This window comes from Staphylococcus sp. HMSC62A08 (assembly GCF_001839105.1).
Lineage (GTDB): Bacteria > Bacillota > Bacilli > Staphylococcales > Staphylococcaceae > Staphylococcus > Staphylococcus caprae.
Window position 1 is genome coordinate 807,507 of record NZ_KV840039.1, and the last position, 22,677, is coordinate 830,183.

General features: G+C 33.9%; 20 protein-coding genes and 2 pseudogenes. 8 read left to right on the forward strand and 14 right to left on the reverse strand.

From position 1 onward, the window contains the following. The 7 genes from nagA to norA form a co-directional block, all read right to left on the reverse strand. On the reverse strand, positions 1–850 hold an 850-nt coding region (nagA, locus tag HMPREF3264_RS09830; protein ID WP_070873212.1), incomplete at its 3' end, for an N-acetylglucosamine-6-phosphate deacetylase. Positions 851–1,059: 209 nt separating this feature from the next. Further along, a complete protein-coding gene (locus tag HMPREF3264_RS09835) occupies positions 1,060–3,033 on the reverse strand; it encodes a PTS fructose transporter subunit IIABC (protein WP_070873213.1) in 1,974 nt (657 codons plus the stop codon). 5 nt (positions 3,034–3,038) lie between these two features. Then, complete coding sequence (pfkB, locus tag HMPREF3264_RS09840; protein ID WP_070873214.1) at positions 3,039–3,959, reverse strand: 1-phosphofructokinase; 921 nt, start codon at positions 3,957–3,959, stop codon at positions 3,039–3,041. Beyond that, complete coding sequence (locus HMPREF3264_RS09845) at positions 3,956–4,714, reverse strand: DeoR/GlpR family DNA-binding transcription regulator (protein ID WP_044466937.1); 759 nt, start codon at positions 4,712–4,714, stop codon at positions 3,956–3,958. The genes pfkB and HMPREF3264_RS09845 overlap by 4 nt, the downstream gene beginning before the upstream one ends. Positions 4,715–4,929: 215 nt before the next feature. After that, positions 4,930–5,412 carry a Cys-tRNA(Pro) deacylase gene (gene ybaK, locus HMPREF3264_RS09850; protein ID WP_070873215.1) on the reverse strand — a complete coding sequence of 161 codons (483 nt, stop codon included), beginning with the start codon at positions 5,410–5,412 and terminating at the stop codon, positions 4,930–4,932. A 151-nt stretch (positions 5,413–5,563) separates the two neighbouring features. Continuing rightward, entirely contained in the window at positions 5,564–6,043 is a 480-nt protein-coding gene (locus HMPREF3264_RS09855) for a hypothetical protein (RefSeq protein ID WP_070873216.1), read from the reverse strand. A gap of 293 nt (positions 6,044–6,336) precedes the next feature. Further along, entirely contained in the window at positions 6,337–7,506 is a 1,170-nt protein-coding gene (norA, locus tag HMPREF3264_RS09860) for a multidrug efflux MFS transporter NorA (protein WP_002441422.1), read from the reverse strand. A 244-nt stretch (positions 7,507–7,750) separates the two neighbouring features. Here norA and HMPREF3264_RS09865 point away from each other — a divergent pair, with 244 nt between their 5' ends. The 3 genes and pseudogenes from HMPREF3264_RS09865 to HMPREF3264_RS13000 all read left to right on the forward strand — a co-directional run bounded on the left by HMPREF3264_RS09865 (position 7,751) and on the right by HMPREF3264_RS13000 (position 9,206). Beyond that, entirely contained in the window at positions 7,751–8,173 is a 423-nt protein-coding gene (locus HMPREF3264_RS09865) for a PPC domain-containing DNA-binding protein (protein ID WP_070832454.1), read from the forward strand. Between the two features lie 141 nt (positions 8,174–8,314). Further along, positions 8,315–8,932 (forward strand): DUF1361 domain-containing protein, encoded by a 618-nt coding sequence (locus HMPREF3264_RS09870; protein ID WP_070873281.1) that lies wholly within the window; start codon positions 8,315–8,317, stop codon positions 8,930–8,932. Continuing rightward, positions 8,929–9,206: pseudogene (locus HMPREF3264_RS13000) on the forward strand (hypothetical protein). Before HMPREF3264_RS09870 ends, HMPREF3264_RS13000 begins: the two are co-directional and overlap by 4 nt. Before the next feature lie 76 nt (positions 9,207–9,282). Here the strand turns inward: HMPREF3264_RS13000 and HMPREF3264_RS09875 are convergent. From HMPREF3264_RS09875 to HMPREF3264_RS09895, 5 genes and pseudogenes are all read right to left on the reverse strand, one after another. Next, the gene (locus HMPREF3264_RS09875) at positions 9,283–10,656 is read right to left on the reverse strand and encodes a cryptochrome/photolyase family protein (RefSeq protein WP_070873217.1); all 1,374 of its coding nucleotides are present in this window, start codon (positions 10,654–10,656) and stop codon (positions 9,283–9,285) included. Between the two features lie 341 nt (positions 10,657–10,997). Further along, on the reverse strand, positions 10,998–12,548 hold the full coding sequence (locus HMPREF3264_RS09880; RefSeq protein WP_070873218.1) for an SLC13 family permease: 1,551 nt from the start codon (positions 12,546–12,548) through the stop codon (positions 10,998–11,000). Positions 12,549–12,753: 205 nt separating this feature from the next. Beyond that, positions 12,754–13,694, reverse strand: a pseudogene (gene mdh, locus HMPREF3264_RS09885) (malate dehydrogenase). 135 nt (positions 13,695–13,829) lie between these two features. Beyond that, positions 13,830–14,126 carry a hypothetical protein gene (locus HMPREF3264_RS09890; RefSeq protein WP_070873219.1) on the reverse strand — a complete coding sequence of 99 codons (297 nt, stop codon included), beginning with the start codon at positions 14,124–14,126 and terminating at the stop codon, positions 13,830–13,832. Positions 14,127–14,143: 17 nt separating this feature from the next. Beyond that, positions 14,144–15,070 (reverse strand): CobW family GTP-binding protein, encoded by a 927-nt coding sequence (locus HMPREF3264_RS09895; RefSeq protein WP_070873220.1) that lies wholly within the window; start codon positions 15,068–15,070, stop codon positions 14,144–14,146. Between the two features lie 224 nt (positions 15,071–15,294). Here HMPREF3264_RS09895 and HMPREF3264_RS09900 point away from each other — a divergent pair, with 224 nt between their 5' ends. Next, entirely contained in the window at positions 15,295–15,738 is a 444-nt protein-coding gene (locus HMPREF3264_RS09900; protein ID WP_070832468.1) for a global transcriptional regulator MgrA, read from the forward strand. 141 nt (positions 15,739–15,879) lie between these two features. On the opposite strand, the gene cydC is transcribed toward HMPREF3264_RS09900, so the two are convergent. Beyond that, complete coding sequence (gene cydC / locus HMPREF3264_RS09905; RefSeq protein ID WP_070873221.1) at positions 15,880–17,577, reverse strand: thiol reductant ABC exporter subunit CydC; 1,698 nt, start codon at positions 17,575–17,577, stop codon at positions 15,880–15,882. Between the two features lie 2 nt (positions 17,578–17,579). Then, positions 17,580–19,208 (reverse strand): ABC transporter ATP-binding protein/permease, encoded by a 1,629-nt coding sequence (locus tag HMPREF3264_RS09910; protein WP_070873222.1) that lies wholly within the window; start codon positions 19,206–19,208, stop codon positions 17,580–17,582. Positions 19,209–19,434: 226 nt separating this feature from the next. Here HMPREF3264_RS09910 and HMPREF3264_RS09915 point away from each other — a divergent pair, with 226 nt between their 5' ends. From HMPREF3264_RS09915 to HMPREF3264_RS09930, 4 genes are all read left to right on the forward strand, one after another. Then, positions 19,435–20,307, forward strand: a complete 873-nt coding sequence (locus HMPREF3264_RS09915) for an undecaprenyl-diphosphate phosphatase (RefSeq protein WP_002441398.1) — start codon at positions 19,435–19,437, stop codon at positions 20,305–20,307. Between the two features lie 255 nt (positions 20,308–20,562). Beyond that, a complete protein-coding gene (locus HMPREF3264_RS09920) occupies positions 20,563–21,249 on the forward strand; it encodes a hypothetical protein (RefSeq protein WP_037541167.1) in 687 nt (228 codons plus the stop codon). Between the two features lie 6 nt (positions 21,250–21,255). Continuing rightward, complete coding sequence (locus tag HMPREF3264_RS09925) at positions 21,256–21,702, forward strand: YaiI/YqxD family protein (protein ID WP_070873223.1); 447 nt, start codon at positions 21,256–21,258, stop codon at positions 21,700–21,702. 13 nt (positions 21,703–21,715) lie between these two features. Next, a complete protein-coding gene (locus HMPREF3264_RS09930; protein ID WP_037541529.1) occupies positions 21,716–22,282 on the forward strand; it encodes an LOG family protein in 567 nt (188 codons plus the stop codon). Positions 22,283–22,677 lie beyond the last annotated feature (395 nt).

Genomic DNA, 22,677 nt, shown 5'->3' on the forward strand with positions numbered 1-22,677 from the left:
TCATCGCATCTGTAATTAGATAACAATGTTCCTTGCCTTTAAGTTTATATGCGAGCGCTATAGACGCAGGATGTGAGTGCACACCGTCTACAATCATTTCAGTATTTAAACCTTTGTTTAACCAAGCAGCACCAAACACGCCTGGTTCACGATGTGCAAATCCTGTTGCTGCATTATATAAATGTGTGATATGTTTCGCGCCGTGTTTGACAGCTTCATTTGCCTCATCGAACGTTGCTACGGTATGGCCTATTGAAAAAATAATATCATCTTTCATAGCATTCAACGTTTCTTTAGCATTGTCTACCTCAGGTGCAAATGTGATAATTTTGATTAAACCATTAGCCACTTTTTGAAAGGCATGAATTTGTTCAACTGAAGGTCTTTGTACATATTTTGGATGTTGTGCGCCTACTTTATGTTCAGAAATAAATGGACCTTCGAGATGAATTCCTACGATTTCAGCAGCAGAATGTTCATCTTGTTTCGTTTGATATTCGGCAATATTTTTTAGTGCACGATTAATATTGTCAGTCGACTGTGTCATCGTTGTTGCCAAGAAAGATGTTGTTCCTTCTGATAATAAAGATTCTGCCAAATGTTGTAATCCTTCATAAGACGCATCCATTGCATCCTCTCCATATCCGCCATGAATATGGATATCTATAAATCCAGGCACAATATGTCGACCCTCCGCATCAATACGTTGAATTGATTCTTGATAGGCCACTCCTTGAAAATGCCCTTCACCTACGTCTGCGATTTTTCCGTCTTTAATATGAACGAATCCTTTGTCGATCACTTGATTTTCTGTGTATACTTTTCCGTTCGTAATTACATATTCTGACATGATTGAAACCTTCTTTTCTTTGTATTATCTAATGAATCTTCAGCTATTTTATTATAGCTTTCTTTACGCGCTATATCATTTATTTCTATTTGAATCTACTCAACTTTTTCTGAAGATTAACATTGTTATCGAGTTTCATAAAGTTCCATTTAATATAAAAAAGCTCCTGCCAACTACATTAATTTTGGCAAGAGCTTGTCGTAATTCTATTATTCATCCATTGCTTCAGAAGCTTGAATTTCATTTTCAGTTACTTTAGGTTTTAAGAAACCATATAATAATGCTGAAATCAATGTACCTACAACTAATGCAAGCAATGTTTGTAAGATATGACTAAAGTCTGTACTTCCTATTACGATGATGCCTCCATGAGGTGCATGAATGCGAGAACCTAGACCTAAAGCAAGCGCACCAGCAACACCTGAACCAACCATCATTGATGGAATCACACGTAATGGGTCGGCAGCTGCAAATGGGATAGCACCTTCAGTAATGAATGATAATCCCATCACATAGTTTGGAACAATTGAACCTCTTTGTTCTTTCGTAAATTTCTTTCTAAAGATTAACATAGCTGTCGCAATCGCTAACGGTGGAATCATACCACCTACCATAGCTGCAGTAATTGGAGCAAGATTTCCTTCAGTTAGCGCAGCAGTTGCGAAAACATATGCCGCTTTGTTAAATGGCCCACCCATATCAATAGCCATCATTGCACCAATCACTAAACCTAGTAACATGATATTTGAGCCAGATAAACTATTTAAACCATGAAGTAATAAATGATTAAGCCAAGAAGCTGGAGGGTTAAATACATAAATCATCAATAAACCAGTAATTAAAACTGATAGTAATGGATAGATTAATGTTGGTTTTAAACCTTCAACTGCTTGAGGTAATTTACGTGTAATGTATTTAATTCCTTGTGTTAAGTAACCTGCTAGGAAACCAGCAATGATACCACCAATAAATCCTGAACCACCAGAAATAGCTAACATACCACCAACTAAACCTGCAGCAAAACCTGGTTTATCTGAAATACTACGAGAGATGAAACCTGCTAATACTGGGATAATCAATGCGAAGGCACTATTTTTACCAATATTCCACAGTTGTTCTGCAAACGCATTGTGTTGAGGACTCTCAGGTTTAAATGAATCTGGTCCAATAATAAATACAATAGCCATAATAATACCACCAGCGATAACAAGTGGTAACATATTTGAAACACCATTCATTAAGTGTTTGTAAAATGCTTTACCAGGGCTCAGTTTTTCTTCTTTTTCATCTTTATTGCCTCTAGCGTTATCGCCACGAGCAACAAATGGTTTACGGTTTGTGTCTAATGCTGTGTTAATTAATTCTTCTGGACGTTTAATTCCGTCCGCAACTGGAACTTCTACCACATTTTTTCCATTGAAACGATCCGTCTCAACATGAACATCAGCTGCTACGATAATTCCTGTAGCACGTTCAATGTCTTGCTCTGTTAAGTGATTTTTAACACCACTTGAACCGTTAGTTTCTACTTTTATTTTGACACCCATTTTTTCGGCTTGTTTTTTCAAAGCATCGCGTGCCATATACGTATGTGCAATACCTGTTGGACAAGCCGTCACAGCTAATACATATGGCTCATCGCTTTGATCTGACTCTGTACTTCCAGCAGTAGCTCCTACTTCATTTGATTCATTCTCTTGCGCCTCTGCTTCTTCCTCTTTTGTTGCTTCATCATCCGCTTCATCAATAATTTGCAATACTTTTTCAGGTGATTCAGCATGTATTAATCTTTCGCGAACATTTTCATCCATTAAAATGCCTGAAAGTTTAGCTAGTGCATCTAAATGTGTTTGAGCGCCACCTTCTGGTGCAGCAATCATAAAGAATAAGTGTGCGGGTTGCATATCTAAACTTTGGTAATCCACGCCTTCTTTAGACTTCCCAAAGGCAATTGCTGGTGATTTAACCGCTGCTACCTTGGCATGAGGAATAGCAATCCCTTCCCCAATACCTGTTGTACTTTGTGATTCACGATTGTGAATTGCTTCTTTGAATGACGCTACATCACTTAATTTTCCTGCTTTATCTAATTGATTTACAAGCTCATCGATGACACCATTTTTATCTGATGCAGATAAATCCATTGCGATTGTGTCTTTTGTTAATAGTTCTGTGATTCTCATTTATTTCACTCCCCATCAAGTACAGAAATTGTAACTTGAGATTTAATTTTTTCTATAGCATCCCTCGTTGCTAAATCTTCATCGAATGCAGTAGCTGTTCCTGAAGCGACTGCTTGTTTGAAAGCGTCTTGGATAGATAAACCTGAGGCTAAGCCAGCAACCATCCCTGCGACTGTACTATCGCCAGAACCAACAGTATTGACTACTTGCCCTTGAGGGTTCACGGCTTTAATACTTTGCTTTTTATCTACATAAATTGCACCATCGCCACCTAACGAGATAATGACGGATTGAGCACCCTTTTTAAGAATTTCCTTACCATATTTAACAACGTCTTCATCACTCGTTACCGTTGTATTAAACATCACTTCGAGTTCATCTTTATTTGGTTTAATGAAAAGTGGTTGATAAGGTAATACTGTTTCGACTAAATCCTTTTCCGCATCTACAACAAGTTTAGCGCCAGTATCTTTAGTGATTTCAGCTATTTGAGCATATGCATCACTTGGAATACTTTTGGGTACGCTACCTGCTACAATGACTGTATCGTCACTTGTTGTATTTCTAATCTTTGTTAGAAGCGCTTGAAATTGTTCATCAGTGACTTTAGGTCCTGGTGCATTGATTTCGGTCTCTTGACCTGATTTAAGTTTCACATTAATACGCGTATCTTCATCTACTTGAATAAAATCTGTTTGGATTTGACTATCTTCTAATGTTTTAGAAATAAATTCTCCTGGAAATCCTCCAGCAAAACCTAATGCAGTAGAATCAACATCTAAAGTTTTAAGTACTCTTGAGACATTGATACCTTTACCTCCTGCAAATTTATATGTTGCGGTTGCTCTATTTAATCCTTTTAAATTAAACCCATCCGTAAACATGATGTAATCGATGGAAGGATTAAATGTTACTGTATAAATCATGACTTACCTCCTACAAAGTGATATTCGCTTAGATATTCCTCTGTCACTTTATTTTTAAATGCCTTCTGAGATGTTATGATTTTAATCCCTTCTGACTTAGGTACTCTTGCAAAGTACACTTGGTTAAATTTCGTTTGATCTACTAATATGTACTTATCATTTGAAAGTTTCATTGCCGTTTCTTTAATCAACGCTTCTTGTTCATCCGGAGTGGTAAATCCGTATTTCAAATCAATACCATTCATTCCGATAAATGCGCGATCAAAACAATATCTTCTTAACGTTTCCAATGCATTTGCACCAACGGTTGCCATGGTCGTTTCTTTCACTTGTCCGCCTATCATTAGTGTTTTTATCCCATATTTCAAAAGTTGCTCAACATGCGTCATACCATTTGTTACAACGATGATATCTTTGGCATCTATATATTGAATCATTTCAAAAGTTGAAGACCCTGCATCTAAAAAGATACATTCATTATCTTGTATCTCTTGCGCAGCACGTTTACCTATTTCTTGCTTTTCACGTAAATTCTGAGTCAATTTTTCAGATAAGCCAGGTTCTACTACTCGATTTTGATTGAGCGTTGCACCACCATGAACACGTTGTAATTTCCCAATCTTTTGTAGTTTAGATAAATCTCTTCTAATCGTTGAGGCACTACAATCCGTGCGATCAATTAATTCTTGGAGTGTTAAAAAGTCTTTTTTAGTTAATTCTTGTAATATCAAATCATGACGTTTTTCTGAAATCATCTTGTCACCCCATCTCAATCATTATTATAATGAGTACGCTTACATTTTTCAATCATAAATTGCCAAAAACAATCAAAAACATTCATTTTGTGACAAAATAAAAAACACCCTTTTTATGAGGTGTTTTTATTTCTGACTGTAATATCAAGGTTTAAACCATTTAAATGGTTGTGATTCATACTTTCAAAATCAATCACAATATTATATTTTACAAGTTAATCGTGTGTAATATGTGCAACTTGTGCTTCTGTCATTTTAATTAAATCTTCGACTTTAATGATAATCTGCATACCACGTTGACCACCACTCACATAAATTTTATCCAAATTTTGAGCAGAACGATCAATAGTGGTCTTGAATAAATGTTTCATCCCAATTGGCGAACATCCGCCTCTTACGTATCCAGTGACTTGTTTTAATTGATCTAGTGGCATTAAATTAAGCTTTTTCTCGTTAACTACGTGCGCGGCCTGTTTCATATCTAATGATGCATTGACTGGAATAACAAAGACAAAGTGTTCATGATTCGCATTTTCTAATACAAGCGTTTTATAAACTTCTTCAACATTTGCCCCTACCATTGCGGCAATTTGCTCACCGTGTTGATGTTTCTCAGTTACTTCATAAGTGTTAGTTTCATAATCAATTTTTGCACGATCTAGCATACGCATCGCATTGGTCTTTTTCGTTTTAGCCATCTTTTTCACCTTCAATATTATAACTTTATTCGATAACTATTTTATCATGTAATGGAAGAATCATTTAACCAATCATACAGTCATTTCAACTATGCATTGGACATTCACATAATAAAAATCACTCTTCCTATTTAATCTGAAAGAGTGATTGTTAATGTGTGTACAATTTTTTAGTATTCACGTGCCCATTTTTATCGACAGTAATATCTGTTTCATGTTTACCATGCATATCTGTAAAAGCATATTCAGAAGTTGGTGATTGACTGTGCATATGGTCAATTTCATAATTCGTGTTCAAATGATTGTTTGCATAATTCAAAGCAATAACATTACACTCTTGTGGTGTGAAATCATAAGAAGTTTGACCGTTATCAACTTTTTTATTGTAGTTTTTATTATTGATTTGCTTACTCTTGTCGTTTTCGTCTTTTTCTGATGCTTTTGCAGTATAGTTTGAATGTAAATTAAATGTATCTTCGATGTAAGAAACTTTATTTGCTTTTGAAAATGTACATATCGTTTGGTGTACTTTTGCTAAAGCATTTTGATTTGTAGCTAGGAAGATTAATCCTACTAAACAAATAGATAGTATAACTGCTACAATACTTAATAATAAATTTTTCAAATTCATCTCCTTACCCACATTTCTCTTGAGATTTTCATCTATCTTAACATAATAATTTTCATAAAAAGATATGTAGGTTGCAATTTAAATAGATTGTAATATTTGTAACATGAATTTTACTGAAGTTGTTATTTTTGTTACATAAAAGACGCATTAAGCATGCTTAATCAAATTTAATTTTTCGGTTTTTGACTATAAAATATGTAGAAATCATTATAAATGTTCCTCAATCGCAAACGTATTAAAAAATCCCAAAGAAAACTTAAATCTTGTTTCTTTGAGATTAAAATACTTCATTATTATGATTGCTGTGTTTTCTTACGCTTTGATCTTAGGCCCTTTTCAATAAAGATAATTACAATTCCACATAAAGACACTGCAATGGCCATGTAAATCGGAAATTCTAAGTTAATATCGAATAATGCACCTGCTACAAGTGGACCGACGAAATTCCCCATACTCGTGAATGTCGAGTTAAGTCCACCTGCAAAACCTTGTCGATCTCCTGCTATATTAGAGAAATAATTGGTTAGTGCAGGACGTATCATATCGAATCCAATAAACACAATAAAACTGATAACCATAATCGTCCAGTAACCATTAGCAACAACGAGCATAACAAGAACAATTGCTGAATATAATAATGACCAGGCAATGAAGTTAAGCTCTGATAAATACTTCATAAATTTATCAAAGAAGAATACTTGGAATAATGCGCCAAATATTCCACCGCCTGTAATCGCAATAGAAATGTCTTGAGGCGTATAGTTAGCTTTATCTGATGTATATAAAGAGAACAATGTTTCAAATGCTGATAAACCAAAGGCTAATACTAACGTTAAAATGACAGGCGTGATAAAGACTTTCCAATTGATTTTAGTGAGTAATTCAGGTTGATATTGATGGAAACCATCTGTCGTTTCTTTTTTAGGATTATGAATTAAAACAAGAGACATGATAAACGCGATGGCACCTAAAGTTCCGGCAAAATAGAACGGAAGTCTATGAGAAAATTCAGCTAAGAAACCGCCAAATCCAGGACCTAAAATAAATCCTGAATTAATAATTGCAGACATATAGCCAAAATTCTTCGCTTTATCTGCACCTGGAGAGATGTCAGCAATCATTCCTGTGACACCAGGCATTACCATTCCTGCACTAAATCCCCCTAGTACACGAGAGATGATTAATATTGTAAATGTTTGTCCTGCAGCAAACATAAATTCAGATATTGAGAATAAAACGAGTCCAATACAAATAATGAGTTTCTTTCCTAATTTATCTGCCAATGTTCCGCCGAATGGTGAAATAATCATTTGAGACAAAGCAAATGCAGCAACTAGTAAACCTAAATCACTACCTTTTAATCCCAAATCTTTTAAATAAACAGGTAACACTGGAATCACAAGACCTATTCCTAAAAATATAAGGAAAATATTGAAGTAGAGTGTAAATAATTGTTTTTTCATAAAGTGGCCTCCTCTCTATATAATTTTTTTAAAATATCTCACAGTAAATCTTAGTTTTAGCTAATTCTTTATATTTTTAAATAGTTAAATAAACGTAGTTTCATTACTTAAGTAACTAAAAGTTTCTACATTGTATACTATTTCAATATCATATTACAATAGCTCATCATTAAAATTTAAGCATTTCACCTTTTTTCACTGTATACTTTTACTTATAAAAGTTATCAAACAAAGGGGTCATGTTATGAAATATCAAACTGAAGGCAACACAATTGTACTTGTATTAGAAAAAGGAGAAGACATTATAGACTCAGTCACAAAAATCGCACAACAATATAATGGTAAGTTCGGTTCAGTAAGTGGCATTGGTGCATGTGATGCTGTAACTTTAAATTTCTATAACTTAAATACACAAGAATATGAAGCGAAGGATATTAAAGAACCATTAGAATTAATAAGCTTACTAGGCAATATCTCACACATTGATGATAAACCATTTGCACATTTACACGCTACATTTGGAACTCAACAATATGAAACCCTCAGCGGTCATCTGACTAAAGCAATTGTTTCTGCTACTGCTGAAATTATCATTACAATGACATCACTCGATATCAATCGCATCCATAACAAAGAGATAGGTTTAAATTTATTAGACCCTTCATAACTATTTTCTTAACCTTTCATTTAATAATGATAAACTTTAAATCATTCGAGACTCATATTATTTGATATGCCTTAGGTTAAAAGTTATCATTAAAATCCGACTATCAAATTTTTTAAAACTTTAGGAAAGTAGTGCATGACAGTGCAACCACGTTATTTTGCAAGGATATACTTTATTATTTTATTTACCATCTCGTTAGCAGAAACGAGAGTCTTCAACTTTATGACGCTTAATTTATTTTTAGCATATATTCCTTTTGAATTATGTTTACTTTTAAAACTCTTTAAACCTAAAAAAGCATTCGAGTGGCCGTTATTTATTATTTTTGGACTTGTATTCTTACTATTAGTACCTAATACCTTTTATATGATTACTGATTTAATACATTTAAACCAATTTCAATTTAACTTTCTAGTGGGATTGAATCTTACTGAATGGATATTCTTCACATATCTTATGCTAGGTGTCTTTTTAGCAATGTATGTCATGATTCTCATATTTATGGAGATAGAACATTTTACATCTCATGAATGGTTGAACCACACACTAATTGTTGTACTTATGTTCTTAAATGGATTAGGTATTTATATAGGACGATTTTTAAGACTTCATACGGTTTATTTAATTAATGAACCACTAAAAATCGTGACAGAAGTACTCTCAGTATTTAGTTTAAAAACTTTCATGTTTGTACTTTTAATGGTCTTGATGCAAGCTGTACTGGCCTTAATTGTTAAAGGGGTGAGATTACAAAAATGATTTTCAATATTACGCTTTTAATCATTATTCTCATCGTTCTACAGCTTATCGTCGGGCATTTTGGCATGATATAGGTTTTAGTTATACTCAAAGCATCTTATTAATGTGCTTACCTTTAGGTATCGGTTTATTTCTTATGCAAGTCTTTTACTACGAAAGACGTTATCCGAACTGGGAAGTGCCACTTAACATTAAATTAAGACTTAAATATATGTATATTCTTACTTTACTGGAGTATGTAGCAGTATATATTTGTCTTTTCATATTAAAATAATTTAAAAGCATAGCAATCAGAACATAAATTCTGCCCTTCCATTATCAATCACTATATTGGAAGAGCAGGATTCTCTTTATTCTAACATCTTAAATTCTGACATCACGTGTGTTCTGCTATCACTGTGATTGACGATTTGTTTTGGATAATCCTTACCTAGTTCTATCCCTTGTTCTTTGATTTGTCGTTCGTATTTATGTGTATCATGTAAATATTTTGCATCGATATCATTCAATGTTTGTACGAACTTTTTAATATATAAAGCATCCTTATCAAAGCGTTCACTTTGTCTCACTGGATTAAACATTCTAAAATAAGGCACCGCATCTGTGCCAGTTGAAGCCGACCATTGCCAACCGTGCACATTTGAAGCAGAATCATAATCAATGAGTTTTTGTCTAAAGTACTCCTCACCCCATGTCCAATCGATAAATAAATCTTTAGTGAGAAATTGAGAAACGACCATTCTCATACGATTATGCATATAACCTGTCGTATTAAGTTCTCCCATAGCCGCATCAATAATAGGAAATCCTGTTTTCCCTTCTTTCCATAAATTGAAATTTTCTTTATTATATGACCACTGCAAATCACGATATTTGTCTTTAAATGATTGATGCGCTGTTTCAGGGTAATACGTCATTAATACATAATAAAATTCCCTAAAAATTAACTCACGAATAAAAGATTCGTAATTCTGCTCATCCTTGTCATAATTCTCAAGCAAATCGTTGAATATTTGAATAATATCCAAAACGCCGTAAGCTAAATAAATACTTAACTGACTTGTGAGCACTTCAGGCAAATATTCTCGGTTAGTATTATAGTTTTCAATATCTTTATCTAAAAAGTCAGACCACCGATACTGAGCATCTGCCTCACTTATACCGTATTGACTATAATCACCTTTTACCTTTTGTTGTGATTTGACACCCATTTTTGCGATATCTTTAATATCATAGCTAAATACTGATCTTTTCATTAAATAAGGTCGCCATTTTTTATAAAAACTTGTGAATACTTTATATGGTTCTCCTTTATTATTGCGTGTTTTATTCGGTTTAAAATAATGATTCGCTCTTACTGAAACCACAGATATGCCTTCATTTTTAAAGGACGCACTTTGATGTAAAATATCATACTTTTCTTCATGGTAACTCATAATATCTCCTGCCAAGACAACCTCGGATATCTCTTTATCTTTGCAAAAATGAGTGAGTTCATCATAATCTACAAGAAACGGTTGAATATCGTAGTCATGCAACGTATCCACAAACTTTTGCAATGTACCATAATAATAATTTGCCTTCATTTCCGCTTCTTTATCAAACTTTTCTTGAGGAATGATGAAATAGCATTGATCTATATCTTCCTTATTTTGAGAGATGTACTCAAACAATGGGTTATTTTCAAGTCTAAACACTCTATTTAAAATGACACCTACTTTCATCGTTGCTACCACCTAACATTAAGATCTTTTTATCTTTATACCCTAAAATGAAGTCTCCAATACTACACAATTTTCCTATGAAATAGACAACAAATAGGAGCAGAAATACACTTTAACAAAATTAATTTCGTTGTCTGCACCCAATTCGCATGTTTGCAGAATTTCTTTTTTAAAAATTTACTATGTTGGGGCCCCGTCGGCAAGGATGGCTAGTAATGATAGGATCTTGATTTAAGCGCATTTTCAATTCAAGCCTCTACTGCCAATACGTTAAAAGAGGCTGAGATCATCAATGATGTCTCAACCTCCTATTCAAAACATGAGATAGTATGCAAATCTTTCTAAACTAATCCGAACCATTTCCAATAGGTTAAGCTAAATATAATGACTAGAATGTAACCGACTATGGTTAATGGAATACCAGCTTTTAAGAAATCTTTTACAGTAAATGTACCTGTTCCGTATGCGAGCATATTTTGAGGCGCACTTACAGGTAATAAGAATCCGAAACTAATTACAAATTGTTGAATTAATACAAATCCTATTGCATGGTCTCCTAAATGTAATGTTGATGTTAATGAAATAAATACTGGAATAAGTGCGGAAGATAAACTTGTGGCACTTGCGAATCCCAAATGAATTAATATATTAAATAGCGTAATTAACGCAATCGTTGCAATAATAGGGAGACCTTTCAGGCCCATTAAACCGAAAGTTTGATCACTTAACCATTGGGCTGCTCCTGTTTTTAATAGTACATTACCTAGCGAAATTCCAACACCAAAGACGATAATTGTTCCCCAAGGGATTTTCTTTTCTACACCTTTCCAAGTAATTACACCGACTTTTGGCATTAACATAACGCCTAGCGCAATTAATGTGATAGAAGCAGAATCAATTGGGTGAAGTACTTTTTCAGTAGACCAAAAGAGTAATAACAAAATTGAGATGACTATCAAACGCCATTCTCTTGCACTAACGGGACCTAGGTCTTTCAATTCTTTTTTAATTAATTCCTTTCCGCCTTCTATAGCATCTCTTTCAGGTGGCATCACTTTAATCATGATAAAGTATAAAGCAATTGACATTAATATTGACCATGGCGCTGCGTATAAGAACCACTCTCCCCATGATACATCATGGCCTAAATTCTGATTAATGAAATTGATAGCTACAATATTTTGAGCGGCAGCTGTTTTAATACCGATATTCCAAATTGAAACAGCTTGAACTGAGGTAATAATGAGCAAGGATGCTAACTTACTCTCTTTACTCATATTAAACGCTGCAATCATACCAAGTAGTATAGGTACAACTGCGCCAGCACGTGCCGTCGCTGAGGGTACAAAGAAAGCTAAAACAATAGATACCAAAATAGCTCCGATGACTATATTTCTCGTTTTATTTCCAACTATAGAGAGTACGAGTAGTGCTAATCGCTTATGTAAATTGGTCTCTTGCATTGCTGTTGCAAGGAATAATGCAGCTGCGACTAGTGCGACTGCAGAAGTTGAAAAACCACTAAATGCATGTGAAAGTGCGTTATTAGTACCTAGCAACTCACTACCTTTTAATATTGCATCGCCACTTTTAGGGTTACCTAGCTTTTCACTTAAATTCTGAACTGGACTTAAACCTAATAATAAAATAATCAATCCAAGAATAAGTACAGCTGAAACAGGATAAGAAACTGCTTCAGTCACCCACATGATAACTGCGAATGCTAAGATAGCGAGTGCTGCTTTCGCCATAATAGGTAATCCTGCAGGCGTTGGTAATAATAAAATGCCTATTAATAAAGCAAAACTGATGATAATCCATAATGGCTTGTATGCCTTTTTACTTTGTGAATGTTGACTTTGCGTTTGAGCTTTATGATTCCCTTTAGTCATCACTATCATCTCCTTGACCTAAATTTACACTTAAATTATATCAAGAAAGCGCTTTAAAATGGCGATTTCGTAAGAAAGTACATATAATCATCAAATATTTTCACAATTAAAATATTTGAATACTTAAATGATATGAATGAATTAAAAAAACCCACTCTGTAGTTTTTTGGCAACTATAAAGTAGGTTATATCAGTAAATTAATATTTAGTTATTTTTCAAAGCATTTTTAACATTTTCAACTGATTGAGCGGAGTGTTGCAATTGTTCTTGCTCTTTATCATTCAGATTTACTTCAACGATTTTCTCAATACCATGATTACCAAGAATTGTTGGCACACCTAAACAAATATCTGAGAATCCATATTCACCATCTAAATAAGCAATACTAGGTAGTAAACGTTTTTGATCTTTTAAAATCGCTTCTATCATTTCATATATTGCAGTTGCAGGTGCGTAATATGCTGAACCTTTTCCTAATAATTCTACGATTTCAGCACCACCTTTTCTCGTACGTTCAACAATACGTTCTAAGACTTCCTTAGAAATAAGATCTTTAACTGGTACACCATTTACTTGAGTTGATTCAACAAGTGGAACCATCGTGTCTCCATGTCCACCAAGCACAAGTCCATTAATATCTTTCACAGATACTTGCAATTCTTCTGCTATAAAACTTTGATAGCGTGCGGTATCGAGAACACCTGATTGGCCTATCACACGTTCTTTAGGAAAACCTGAAGCTTTCAGCGCGGTATACGTCATCGCATCAACTGGATTTGTTAATACTATAATCGTCGCTTGTGGGGCATATTTGGCAATGTTACGGGAAGTTTGATACACAATTTCTTCATTTGTTTGTACTAAATCATCTCTTGTCATTCCTGGTTTTCTAGGAATTCCAGCTGTCATCACAACAATATCTGAATCTTGGATATCTTCAATTTGAACAGACCCTTGAACCTGAGTATCAAATCCAAATATAGGGCCACTTTCTAAATATCTAACGCTTTACCTTTAACGAACCCTTCTGATTGAGGACGGTCAATCATTACTATATCTGCTAATTCTTTTTGAGCTAAAATAAAAGCCAACGTTGATCCAGTGTTACCTGCACCGATAATTGAAATCTTTCTTCTTGTACTCATTAACAATAGCCTCCTAAATAAAATTTATCTATCTAAAAATTAAAAAGCCTTGCTATTTCAATATAATTATAACATTGAAATAACAAAGCTTTTCAAATATCCTTATTCAGCTATAAATTCGATGCGACCAACTGACTAGCCAAATATATCGTGTCTTAGACCGAACACATATAATAATGTGAAGAAAGCTGCACCACTTAAGATCGTTAAAATAAGTGTTAAGATAAGCGTGCGCTTAAAATGTCTAATAAATGCTATAAAGAGCATACCTAAATAAAAAGCAAAAAAAAAACAAAATAACGCCATTGTAACTTTAATATCTGGATAAAATATATTAAATAATAGTACGACGATGGCAAATCCTAAATATGGAAAAGTAATCAAATTTCGTTCGAATTTGATTTGCTTTTCGCGTTTATCTTCATTGTTCATCTTTTGACTCTCCTTAATTATGAAAATTGTAACATATCAAGTTTATTTCTTAGTCTATTCACGTCTAGTTGCTCTCCTATGATAACTATCGTTAATGGTAGCACCTTATCTATGACGCCATAATCGGGAAGCCCGTATGCATACTGGAATTCGTATGTAGCATTCGGATGATCTCGAAACTGAACGTAACCTTTCAAACGTAAGACCTCATCAGGCAAACGTAAAATAAATTGATAAAAAAGTTGACGATCGATTGGCCCACTAAACGTATATTGCATACTATTTATACCATGATGATGAGAATGTGTGTGTTGTGTAACAACTTCGTCACGAAATTGTGATAATTTGGAGACATCTACCTTTCCATAAGTCGTTAAGATATGCGGAACATTGGCATTGATACGGTTAAGCGCATCTTCTAAATATTGTTGTTCTTCTTCAGAGATAAGATCTATTTTATTCACAATTAATACATTGCTCACTTCAAGTTGTTCTTCCATCAATCTTTTTGTGGATTCAGTATACTGCTCCCTATTTAAAAAGCGTTCAGCATCAACGACCCCAATCACTTGTGGTTGGTGGACATATTGAACTATTCTAGGGTCTTGGCATGCCATAATAATTTCAATAGGATGCGCAATACCCGTTGCTTCAATGATGATATGATTCACATCTTTTTCATTGATAAGCACTTCTAATTGATTTACTAAATCTAACTTCAAATCACAACATACACAGCCGTTTAATATAGAATACACTTCTACCATATCGGTTAAATGATTACCATCTACATCGAAAGAGCCAAATTCATTCATAATTACTGATATTTTCTCATCAATTTTTAATAATTCGCTCATATAATGTGTCAGTAAAGTAGTTTTTCCACTACCCAAAAAACCGCTAATGATAGAAATTGATATTTTTTCATCTTTATTATTTCTCATTTTATATTTCCTTTTCTATTACAAGCATTTTTGAAAATGATAACATAAATATTTAATTATCTTTTTACTTGATTTAATGTAAGATATCTTCTAAAATTTAAGCATACTTTAATTTTAGCATGGCATTGAATCAAAGTGTTGCGCGAATTAAATTTTGCACAACATAGACGGATTCCAATCCGAAAAAGAGAAAACACGGATAGAATGTCTGGAGGAGAACTTTAATGTCTGATCAACACAATTTAAAAGAGCAGCTATGCTTTAGTTTGTACAATGCTCAAAGACAAGTTAATCGCTACTACTCTAACAAAGTCTTTAAAAAGTACAATCTAACTTACCCACAATTTCTTGTATTAACAATATTATGGGATGAGTCACCTGTGAATGTCAAAAAGGTTGTTACAGAATTAGCACTTGATACAGGGACTGTATCGCCATTACTTAAACGAATGGAACAAGTTGATTTAATCAAACGCGAACGTTCAGAAGTGGATCAACGCGAAGTATTTATTCACTTAACTGACAAAAGCGAAATGATTAGACCTGAATTAAGTAGTGCATCGGAAAAAGTCGCAACAGCTTCTTCATTATCTAAAGAAGAAGTTCAAGAACTTAACCGTTTATTAGGCAAAGTGATCGATGCATTTACTGAAGCGAAAGAAAAATAGTAAGTTTCTGTCATGAAATTAAAGTTAAAGCTTAGAAATTGATATACATTTTAAAATGAAACATGAAAAACTCGTACCGCTTTTGGGTACGAGTTTTTTATCTCTAGTTCGTTAGCTATTCCCTTTCTTAGTAAACTCAATTTAATCTGTAACTGAATGACTCGTCTTATTATTTAATTCAAGCATTCGATGTAAATAGCTATTCTCGTTTAATAATCTACCATATGATCCAATTTCTTTCATTTCTCCATCTAACATGACCACAATTTTGTCAAAGCGAGACAGTACATCTAAATCATGAGTTGCCACAATTATTGTTTCAGAAGCTTCTTCAATTAAATTCATTACTTTCTTAGTATTATCTATATCTAATGCTGTGGTCGGTTCATCTAATATCCAGATACGTGCATCATCTCTCAACAATAATCGGGCTAAACTTAATCGTTGTACCTCGCCCCCTGATAGATTCTCACCATTTAAACTCACATTTCTATCTAAATCTAGGTATCCTAGACCAACAGATTGAAGCACGCCTTCTAATTCAGCATCTTCTTTATCTGAAAATAAATTATCTCGCACTGTTCCGTCAAACATATGCTGAGACTGTAACATGCCGTTGATATAACGATATTTTTCCTCATTATCAATATCTGTTACAACTTGACCATTCAATGTGACATGTCCTTGTTCAACTTGATAAAGTCCTAGCATCACTTGGAGTAAAGTACTTTTACCTGAACCGGAAGGACCTATGATTGCGACTTTTTCACCTTTGTTTATCGTTAGATTGAGATCATGGAGTACTGGTGTTTGTTGATTCCAATATTTGAATGTGACATGTTCTACCTCAAATAGTTCAGTTTTCGTTTTTTCACTTTCAAAATGAGCAGCATCACGAGATTCAGACACATCTATAACTTCATTAATTTCAGCAAGTGCTTGATCGGTATCAGCTTTGTAGTATGCAACATTACTCATTGGTACTGCTTGCTCAAATAAAGTGAGTACCATTAAAACAATACTAGTTAAATATACGACATCTAGATGACCTGCATGTACTTGTTGTGCACCGATGACTAAACTTAGAAAGATTGAAATCATGGCTATTAAATTAAGCATATAATCATATAAAGATAAGAAACGTCGTTCTCTTGCTTGCAAGGCATCAAATTGCTCAAGCTGGTTGAGCACATCTGTTTTAAACGTATGGGTTTGTTTAAAACGTTTTAACTCCTCGTTTCCCTCTTTATAGTCATAAAAACGTTGAAGAAAATCACTTTGCTGTAGAGCAACTTGTTGTTTTAGTGTCCGTGCCTTTTTCGCACTCAACCATGGCACGATATATAACGTCAATATCATACTTACAGCTATCAATAATGCATGCATAGGCGTAAAGAAGACAAATGTAATGATTGATACAATGGCAGTTAGACCAATAACTACGGGTGGATAATACACTCTTAAATAGATATTTTGTAAGGCTTCAACTCGACTAATCATACGAGAAATTAAATCGCTTGAATTGAATTTACGATACACATCAGGAACTACAGGAATTAATTTTTCAAGAAATTGAACTCTGACATCTCTTAACATCGTAAAGGTTGTTTTGTGAGAAAGTAGTCTTTCAATGTAACGTGTAATGGCTCTTAAGAATCCAAACATTTTGACTGAGACAACAAGCACCATTAAGGCATATAAGGGTGCACCAAGTGCACTTTGAGTCACCATGTACCCACTTAAAAAGAACATTGCTAATGCGACAAGGCCTCCCAGTACACCTACTAAAATTGCTAATATTAAATCTTTATCTATACGAAAATGAATATGTGGTTTCATCTCTAACGATTCACCTCACTTTGAGATACAGATATCGTTGCATCATCTTTGATGAGTTGACCATTTTCAAGATAAATACGTCGTTCAGCTTGATTAATCGTAGTGTCACGATGAGCAATAATAAGCATTGTAGTCTCTTTGAAATGGTCTTGAAGTACTGCTTGAATCGTACGTTCAGTTTCAATATCTAAACCTGTAGCTGGTTCATCAAATATGACTAAGTCAGGTTTCATAAGTAGTAGACGGCTCAATTCAAGACGTCTCATCTGACCACCTGACAACATTTCCCCACCTTCACCGATTCGTGTATGAATACCGTCCTTAAGTGTAAGTACTTTGTCTTTAAGTCCTACTTCGTCTAATACTTGAATAATGTCTTCATCAGAAATCTCATGATCATACATTGCAATATTGTTTTTTATTGTATCTGTGAAAATATAGGGGTTCTGACTTAAAAAGCCAATCCGTGTTTCTTCCATATTAAATATCACTTCACCGTCAGAAGGTTTTACAGACTGACTTAAAATATGCGCTAGCGTTGTTTTACCGGCACCACTCGGTCCAACAATTGCAATTTTATCTCTCTGATAAATTGTCATATTAATGTTTCTTAAAGCGTATTGCTCACTGTCTGGATAACGATATGACACATTTTCAACCTTTATTTGTGGTTCCTGGTTGTTATTAACTTTTGGAGCAGGAGATGGAGGTTGATTTTCAGATTCTAAAAAGTCGAACACAACATCGCTTGAACCTTCACTCTGTTTACCCGTGTGAAAGGCTTGACCTAAATCTTTTATCGCATTATAAAATTCTGGCGCAAGAATGATAGCAATGGCAGCTGTTACAAAGCTGATTGAATTAAATACCACGAGACTAAGTGCTGCTTCAAGTGCTACCAAACCAATGCCTAACATACTGATAAATTCGAGCATTAAGCCTGATAAGAAGGCACTTTTTAAAATACGCATCGTTAAATCTCTAAATCGAGTACTATCTTCATATAAATGTTCTTTAGTTTGCTTTGTTCGATTTAATAATTTGAGCGTAATTAGCCCTTTAGCAGTATTCAAGAAGCGCTGACTAAATTGATTAAGATATGTCATTTGATCTTTCGATTCGTCTCTTGTTTTAAGTCCAAAAATGATATAGAACATGGGAATAAACGGCGCAGTAACCATCATGATTAATGCAGTTGGTAAATGAACAAAACACATCGCTATAATAATGGCAACTGGAATCATCATTGATTTAAACACTTGAGGTAAATAACTTTGAAAGAATGGTGCAATGCCATCAATACTTTCAGTTAATATGTTCATTTGTTCTCCTATGGCTAGAGGACTGTTTTTATTTATAACTTGTCGACGCAAATCAGTTTTTACTTTATAAGCCATGTGGTCGCCAATGCGTTGATTCAACATATTAAATGTTGCACGTGCAATAAGTACTACAAGGATGACTATAAATAGATATATTAATGGTTGCTTATGATTGTAAAGTACATGATTTAAAAAACGTGCAATTGAGATATTTTGTATGACAACTGTTATGGATAAAAAAATGCTCACGATACACATGAGAACTGGATATATTTTATATTTAAATACTAAATTTGTTAGTTTTTTCACAATAACTTCACCTACTTTCATTATAAAAGGTTTGTTGTAAATATAAATTAATACGCTCATTGATTTTTTGAAGATTTTATTTTAAATATCAAAATAAATTGTTTATAAGACTTTGGTCTAGTTTTATGGGATTAGGCTACCACTATTTTTCTTTAATGTGCTATGATGATATGGTAATTTTAGTGAATGAAAGACTATATAAAAGTTTGATGAAAGTGGGTCAATTATGTTTTTAATTGAATTGATAAAAGGCATCATCTTGGGTATCGTTGAGGGTCTGACAGAGTTTGCCCCTGTGTCATCTACCGGACACATGATACTTGTAGATGATATGTGGTTAAAGTCCACTAAATTTTTAGGTGAGCAGTCTGCCTTCACCTTTAAAGTGGTTATCCAATTAGGTTCTGTATTCGCAGCGGCATGGGTTTTCCGTGACCGTTTCTTAGAAATATTACATATCGGGCATCACAAACCTGATAATCAAGCATCTGTACAACGTCGTTCTCAACCTAAACGTTTAAATTTAATGCATGTATTGGTTGGTATGATTCCAGCCGGTATTCTAGGTTTCTTATTTGATGATTTAATTGAAAAATATTTATTCAGTGTACCTACTGTAATGATTGGTTTATTCCTAGGTGCAATTTACATGATTTTAGCTGATAAATATTCTGAAAAGGTGCAACATCCTCAAACTGTAGACCAAATTAATTACTTCCAAGCATTTGTCATCGGTATTTCACAAGCCATTGCCATGTGGCCTGGTTTCAGTAGATCTGGTTCTACAATTTCTACTGGTGTATTTATGAAATTAAATCATAAAGCAGCATCTGATTTTACATTTATTATGTCTGTTCCAATTATGTTAGCAGCGAGTGGATTATCTTTATTAAAACATTATGAATACATTCACTTAGCACATATTCCATTCTATTTATTAGGATTCTTAGCAGCATTCATTGTTGGCTTAATTGCGATTAAGACATTCTTACATTTAATTAGTAAAGTCAAATTGATTCCATTTGCGATTTACCGAATCGTCTTAGTTGTTATCATTGCAATTCTATACTTCGGTTTCGGCATCGGCAAAGGAATTTAATAAAGAAGTACTTGAAAATAACTTGTTATTTTCTTAGTACTTCTTATGCAATGGACACCAGTCCATTGTAATCCTTTATAGAAGTACCTTTGATATACACTTGCGAGTTAAATTCGAACTCGTAAGTGTTTTTTTTATTTCATTTTCAAAATAAGCCTTATAGGTTAAATGTATATAACGACTGGTCACTCTCGTTTACTATCATGTATCATAGGGTATGAATAAGAATAGTAAAAATTAATGGAGGCAACGAGTATGGACAATAAGAAACTCATTAAGACTTTAATCAATGTACTACCTATCGTGATCGTACCGTTAGTCGTTGAACGTAAACGTATTAAAGAACATCCCGACGTACGTAAAGCTACTGATGCTACGTCTAAAGCAACATCAAAGGCAACATCTGCGATTTCAAATAAAGCTTCTGATGTAAAAGAATATGTTGGCGATAAAAAACAAGAATATGACAACAAACGTGAATTGAAGAAAATTGCGAAAGAAAATGATCCTGAATACATCGAGAAAAAAGGCGAAAAATTAGCCAAGAAAAATCGTAAAGAAGCTGACAAAATGGATAAAAAGCTTCAGAAAAATATTGAGAAACGACACAAAGAAGAAGACAAACAACGTGAAGAAAATCAAAAACAACGTATTAAAGATATGAAAAAATCTCAAAAATATGAAGAAAAAGTCGGCTTAACTCCTGGTAAATTAGATGATAAAACCGAGAAAAAAGGCGAAAAATTAGAAAAAGATAATCGTAAAGATGTGAAGAAATTAGATAAAAAGCTTCAAAAGAATATTGAAAAACGTCACAAAAAAGAAGAAAAACAACGCGAAGAAGCTAAAAAAGCTAGAAAAAAAGAATTTAAAAAATATGATGATTACGTGGCTGACAGTGTCGTAAAACAGAATAAAGAATCTGATGATTCTAAGGCCTAAATTGCGATGACAAAAGTAATCATAGATGGAGATGCTTGTCCTGTTGTTAATTCAGTGATTGAATTGACCGAAGGGACAGGCATTTTTGTTACGGTGTTGAGGAGTTTCAGCCACTTTTCACATCAAATCCAACCTGAACATGTTAAAACTGTGTATGTTGATGATGGACCTGATGCTGTCGATTATAAAATTGTACAAATAGCGACAAGTGAGGACATTGTCATTACTCAAGATTATGGTTTGGCAAGTTTACTTATAGACAAAGTACGTGTAGTCATGCATCATAAAGGAAGTATATATCGTTCAGATAATATTCAAATTTTGTTAGACCAACGTTATCTTAACGCACAAATTAGAAAGCAAGGTGGCCGTCATAAAGGTCCTCCACCTTTCACAAGAGAAGATAGATTAAAATTTGAACAAGCATTTTCGAAAATTATTAAACAACTTTAGGAGGTAAAACATGATAAGAAGAATCGCAGTTTATTGTGGTGCAAGCAAAGGAAATGATCCATCATATGTTAAAGAGGCTTATGAATTAGGTAAATATATGGCTGAACAAGGTTATGAACTTGTCTTTGGTGCTGGATCAGTAGGTATTATGGGCGCTATTCAAGATGGCGTACTCGATCATGGCGGTAAGGCTATAGGTGTCATGCCTAAGATGTTAGATGAACGAGAAATTACCAGTCAAAAAGTGAGTGAACTCATTTTAGTAGATTCCATGCATGAACGTAAAAATAAGATGACAGAATTAGCAGATGCATTTGTGATGGCTCCGGGCGGTGCTGGTTCTTTAGAAGAGTTCTTTGAAATGTATAGTTGGGCACAAATTGGCATTCACCAAAAACCTATCGGAGTTTTCAATCTCAATGGTTTCTTTGAACCGTTACAAGCTTTAATTGAACATATGATTAAAGAAGGATTTATTGATAAAAAATATAAAAAATTAGCACCACTGTTTGATACTAAAGAAGCATTGATAGAAGGTTTACACAACTATAAACCTCTTGGTGTACGTACATACGATTAAATGAAACGCATCTATAAGCAATTGAACACGCTTATAGATGCGTTATTTATATAGATATGAGTAAATCGAAATATAAAGATTGCTTGAAACTTCTAATCTATCGAGAAGCCGTATTTTCTCAAATGAGTTCATGTATGTGAAGATTTTACACATGAAAAATACGGAGTATTGAGAGCGACACGCCTGCAGGAATAGCATGCGTCTTGAGACTACAGGCTCAAGCCATGCCCGCGGCAAGGGAGCTAAACAATACGAAGTATTAATATACCAGCCTTATCTCTATACGAGTTGGTTATATAGGCAGTAGATGTCTGAATTGAAAATGCGCTTATGCTAAGCTTTCTTCAACTCTAGTCACCCTTGCCGGGGCGATAATACGAATTCTTAAATTCTAG

What these genes read in the sequence shown, in the direction of transcription:
- HMPREF3264_RS09925 (WP_070873223.1), top strand. Translation starts at nt 21,256, where the DNA reads ATGACAAAAGTAATCATAGATGGAGATGCTTGTCCTGTTGTTAATTCA.
- HMPREF3264_RS09880 (WP_070873218.1), bottom strand. Translation starts at nt 12,548, where the DNA reads ATGACTAAAGGGAATCATAAAGCTCAAACGCAAAGTCAACATTCACAA.
- HMPREF3264_RS09895 (WP_070873220.1), bottom strand. Translation starts at nt 15,070, where the DNA reads ATGAGAAATAATAAAGATGAAAAAATATCAATTTCTATCATTAGCGGT.
- pfkB (WP_070873214.1), bottom strand. Translation starts at nt 3,959, where the DNA reads ATGATTTATACAGTAACATTTAATCCTTCCATCGATTACATCATGTTT.
- HMPREF3264_RS09920 (WP_037541167.1), top strand. Translation starts at nt 20,563, where the DNA reads ATGGACAATAAGAAACTCATTAAGACTTTAATCAATGTACTACCTATC.
- ybaK (WP_070873215.1), bottom strand. Translation starts at nt 5,412, where the DNA reads ATGGCTAAAACGAAAAAGACCAATGCGATGCGTATGCTAGATCGTGCA.
- norA (WP_002441422.1), bottom strand. Translation starts at nt 7,506, where the DNA reads ATGAAAAAACAATTATTTACACTCTACTTCAATATTTTCCTTATATTT.
- HMPREF3264_RS09915 (WP_002441398.1), top strand. Translation starts at nt 19,435, where the DNA reads ATGTTTTTAATTGAATTGATAAAAGGCATCATCTTGGGTATCGTTGAG.
- HMPREF3264_RS09890 (WP_070873219.1), bottom strand. Translation starts at nt 14,126, where the DNA reads ATGAACAATGAAGATAAACGCGAAAAGCAAATCAAATTCGAACGAAAT.
- HMPREF3264_RS09875 (WP_070873217.1), bottom strand. Translation starts at nt 10,656, where the DNA reads ATGAAAGTAGGTGTCATTTTAAATAGAGTGTTTAGACTTGAAAATAAC.
- HMPREF3264_RS09865 (WP_070832454.1), top strand. Translation starts at nt 7,751, where the DNA reads ATGAAATATCAAACTGAAGGCAACACAATTGTACTTGTATTAGAAAAA.
- HMPREF3264_RS09845 (WP_044466937.1), bottom strand. Translation starts at nt 4,714, where the DNA reads ATGATTTCAGAAAAACGTCATGATTTGATATTACAAGAATTAACTAAA.
- HMPREF3264_RS09835 (WP_070873213.1), bottom strand. Translation starts at nt 3,033, where the DNA reads ATGAGAATCACAGAACTATTAACAAAAGACACAATCGCAATGGATTTA.
- HMPREF3264_RS09855 (WP_070873216.1), bottom strand. Translation starts at nt 6,043, where the DNA reads ATGAATTTGAAAAATTTATTATTAAGTATTGTAGCAGTTATACTATCT.
- HMPREF3264_RS09900 (WP_070832468.1), top strand. Translation starts at nt 15,295, where the DNA reads ATGTCTGATCAACACAATTTAAAAGAGCAGCTATGCTTTAGTTTGTAC.
- cydC (WP_070873221.1), bottom strand. Translation starts at nt 17,577, where the DNA reads ATGAAACCACATATTCATTTTCGTATAGATAAAGATTTAATATTAGCA.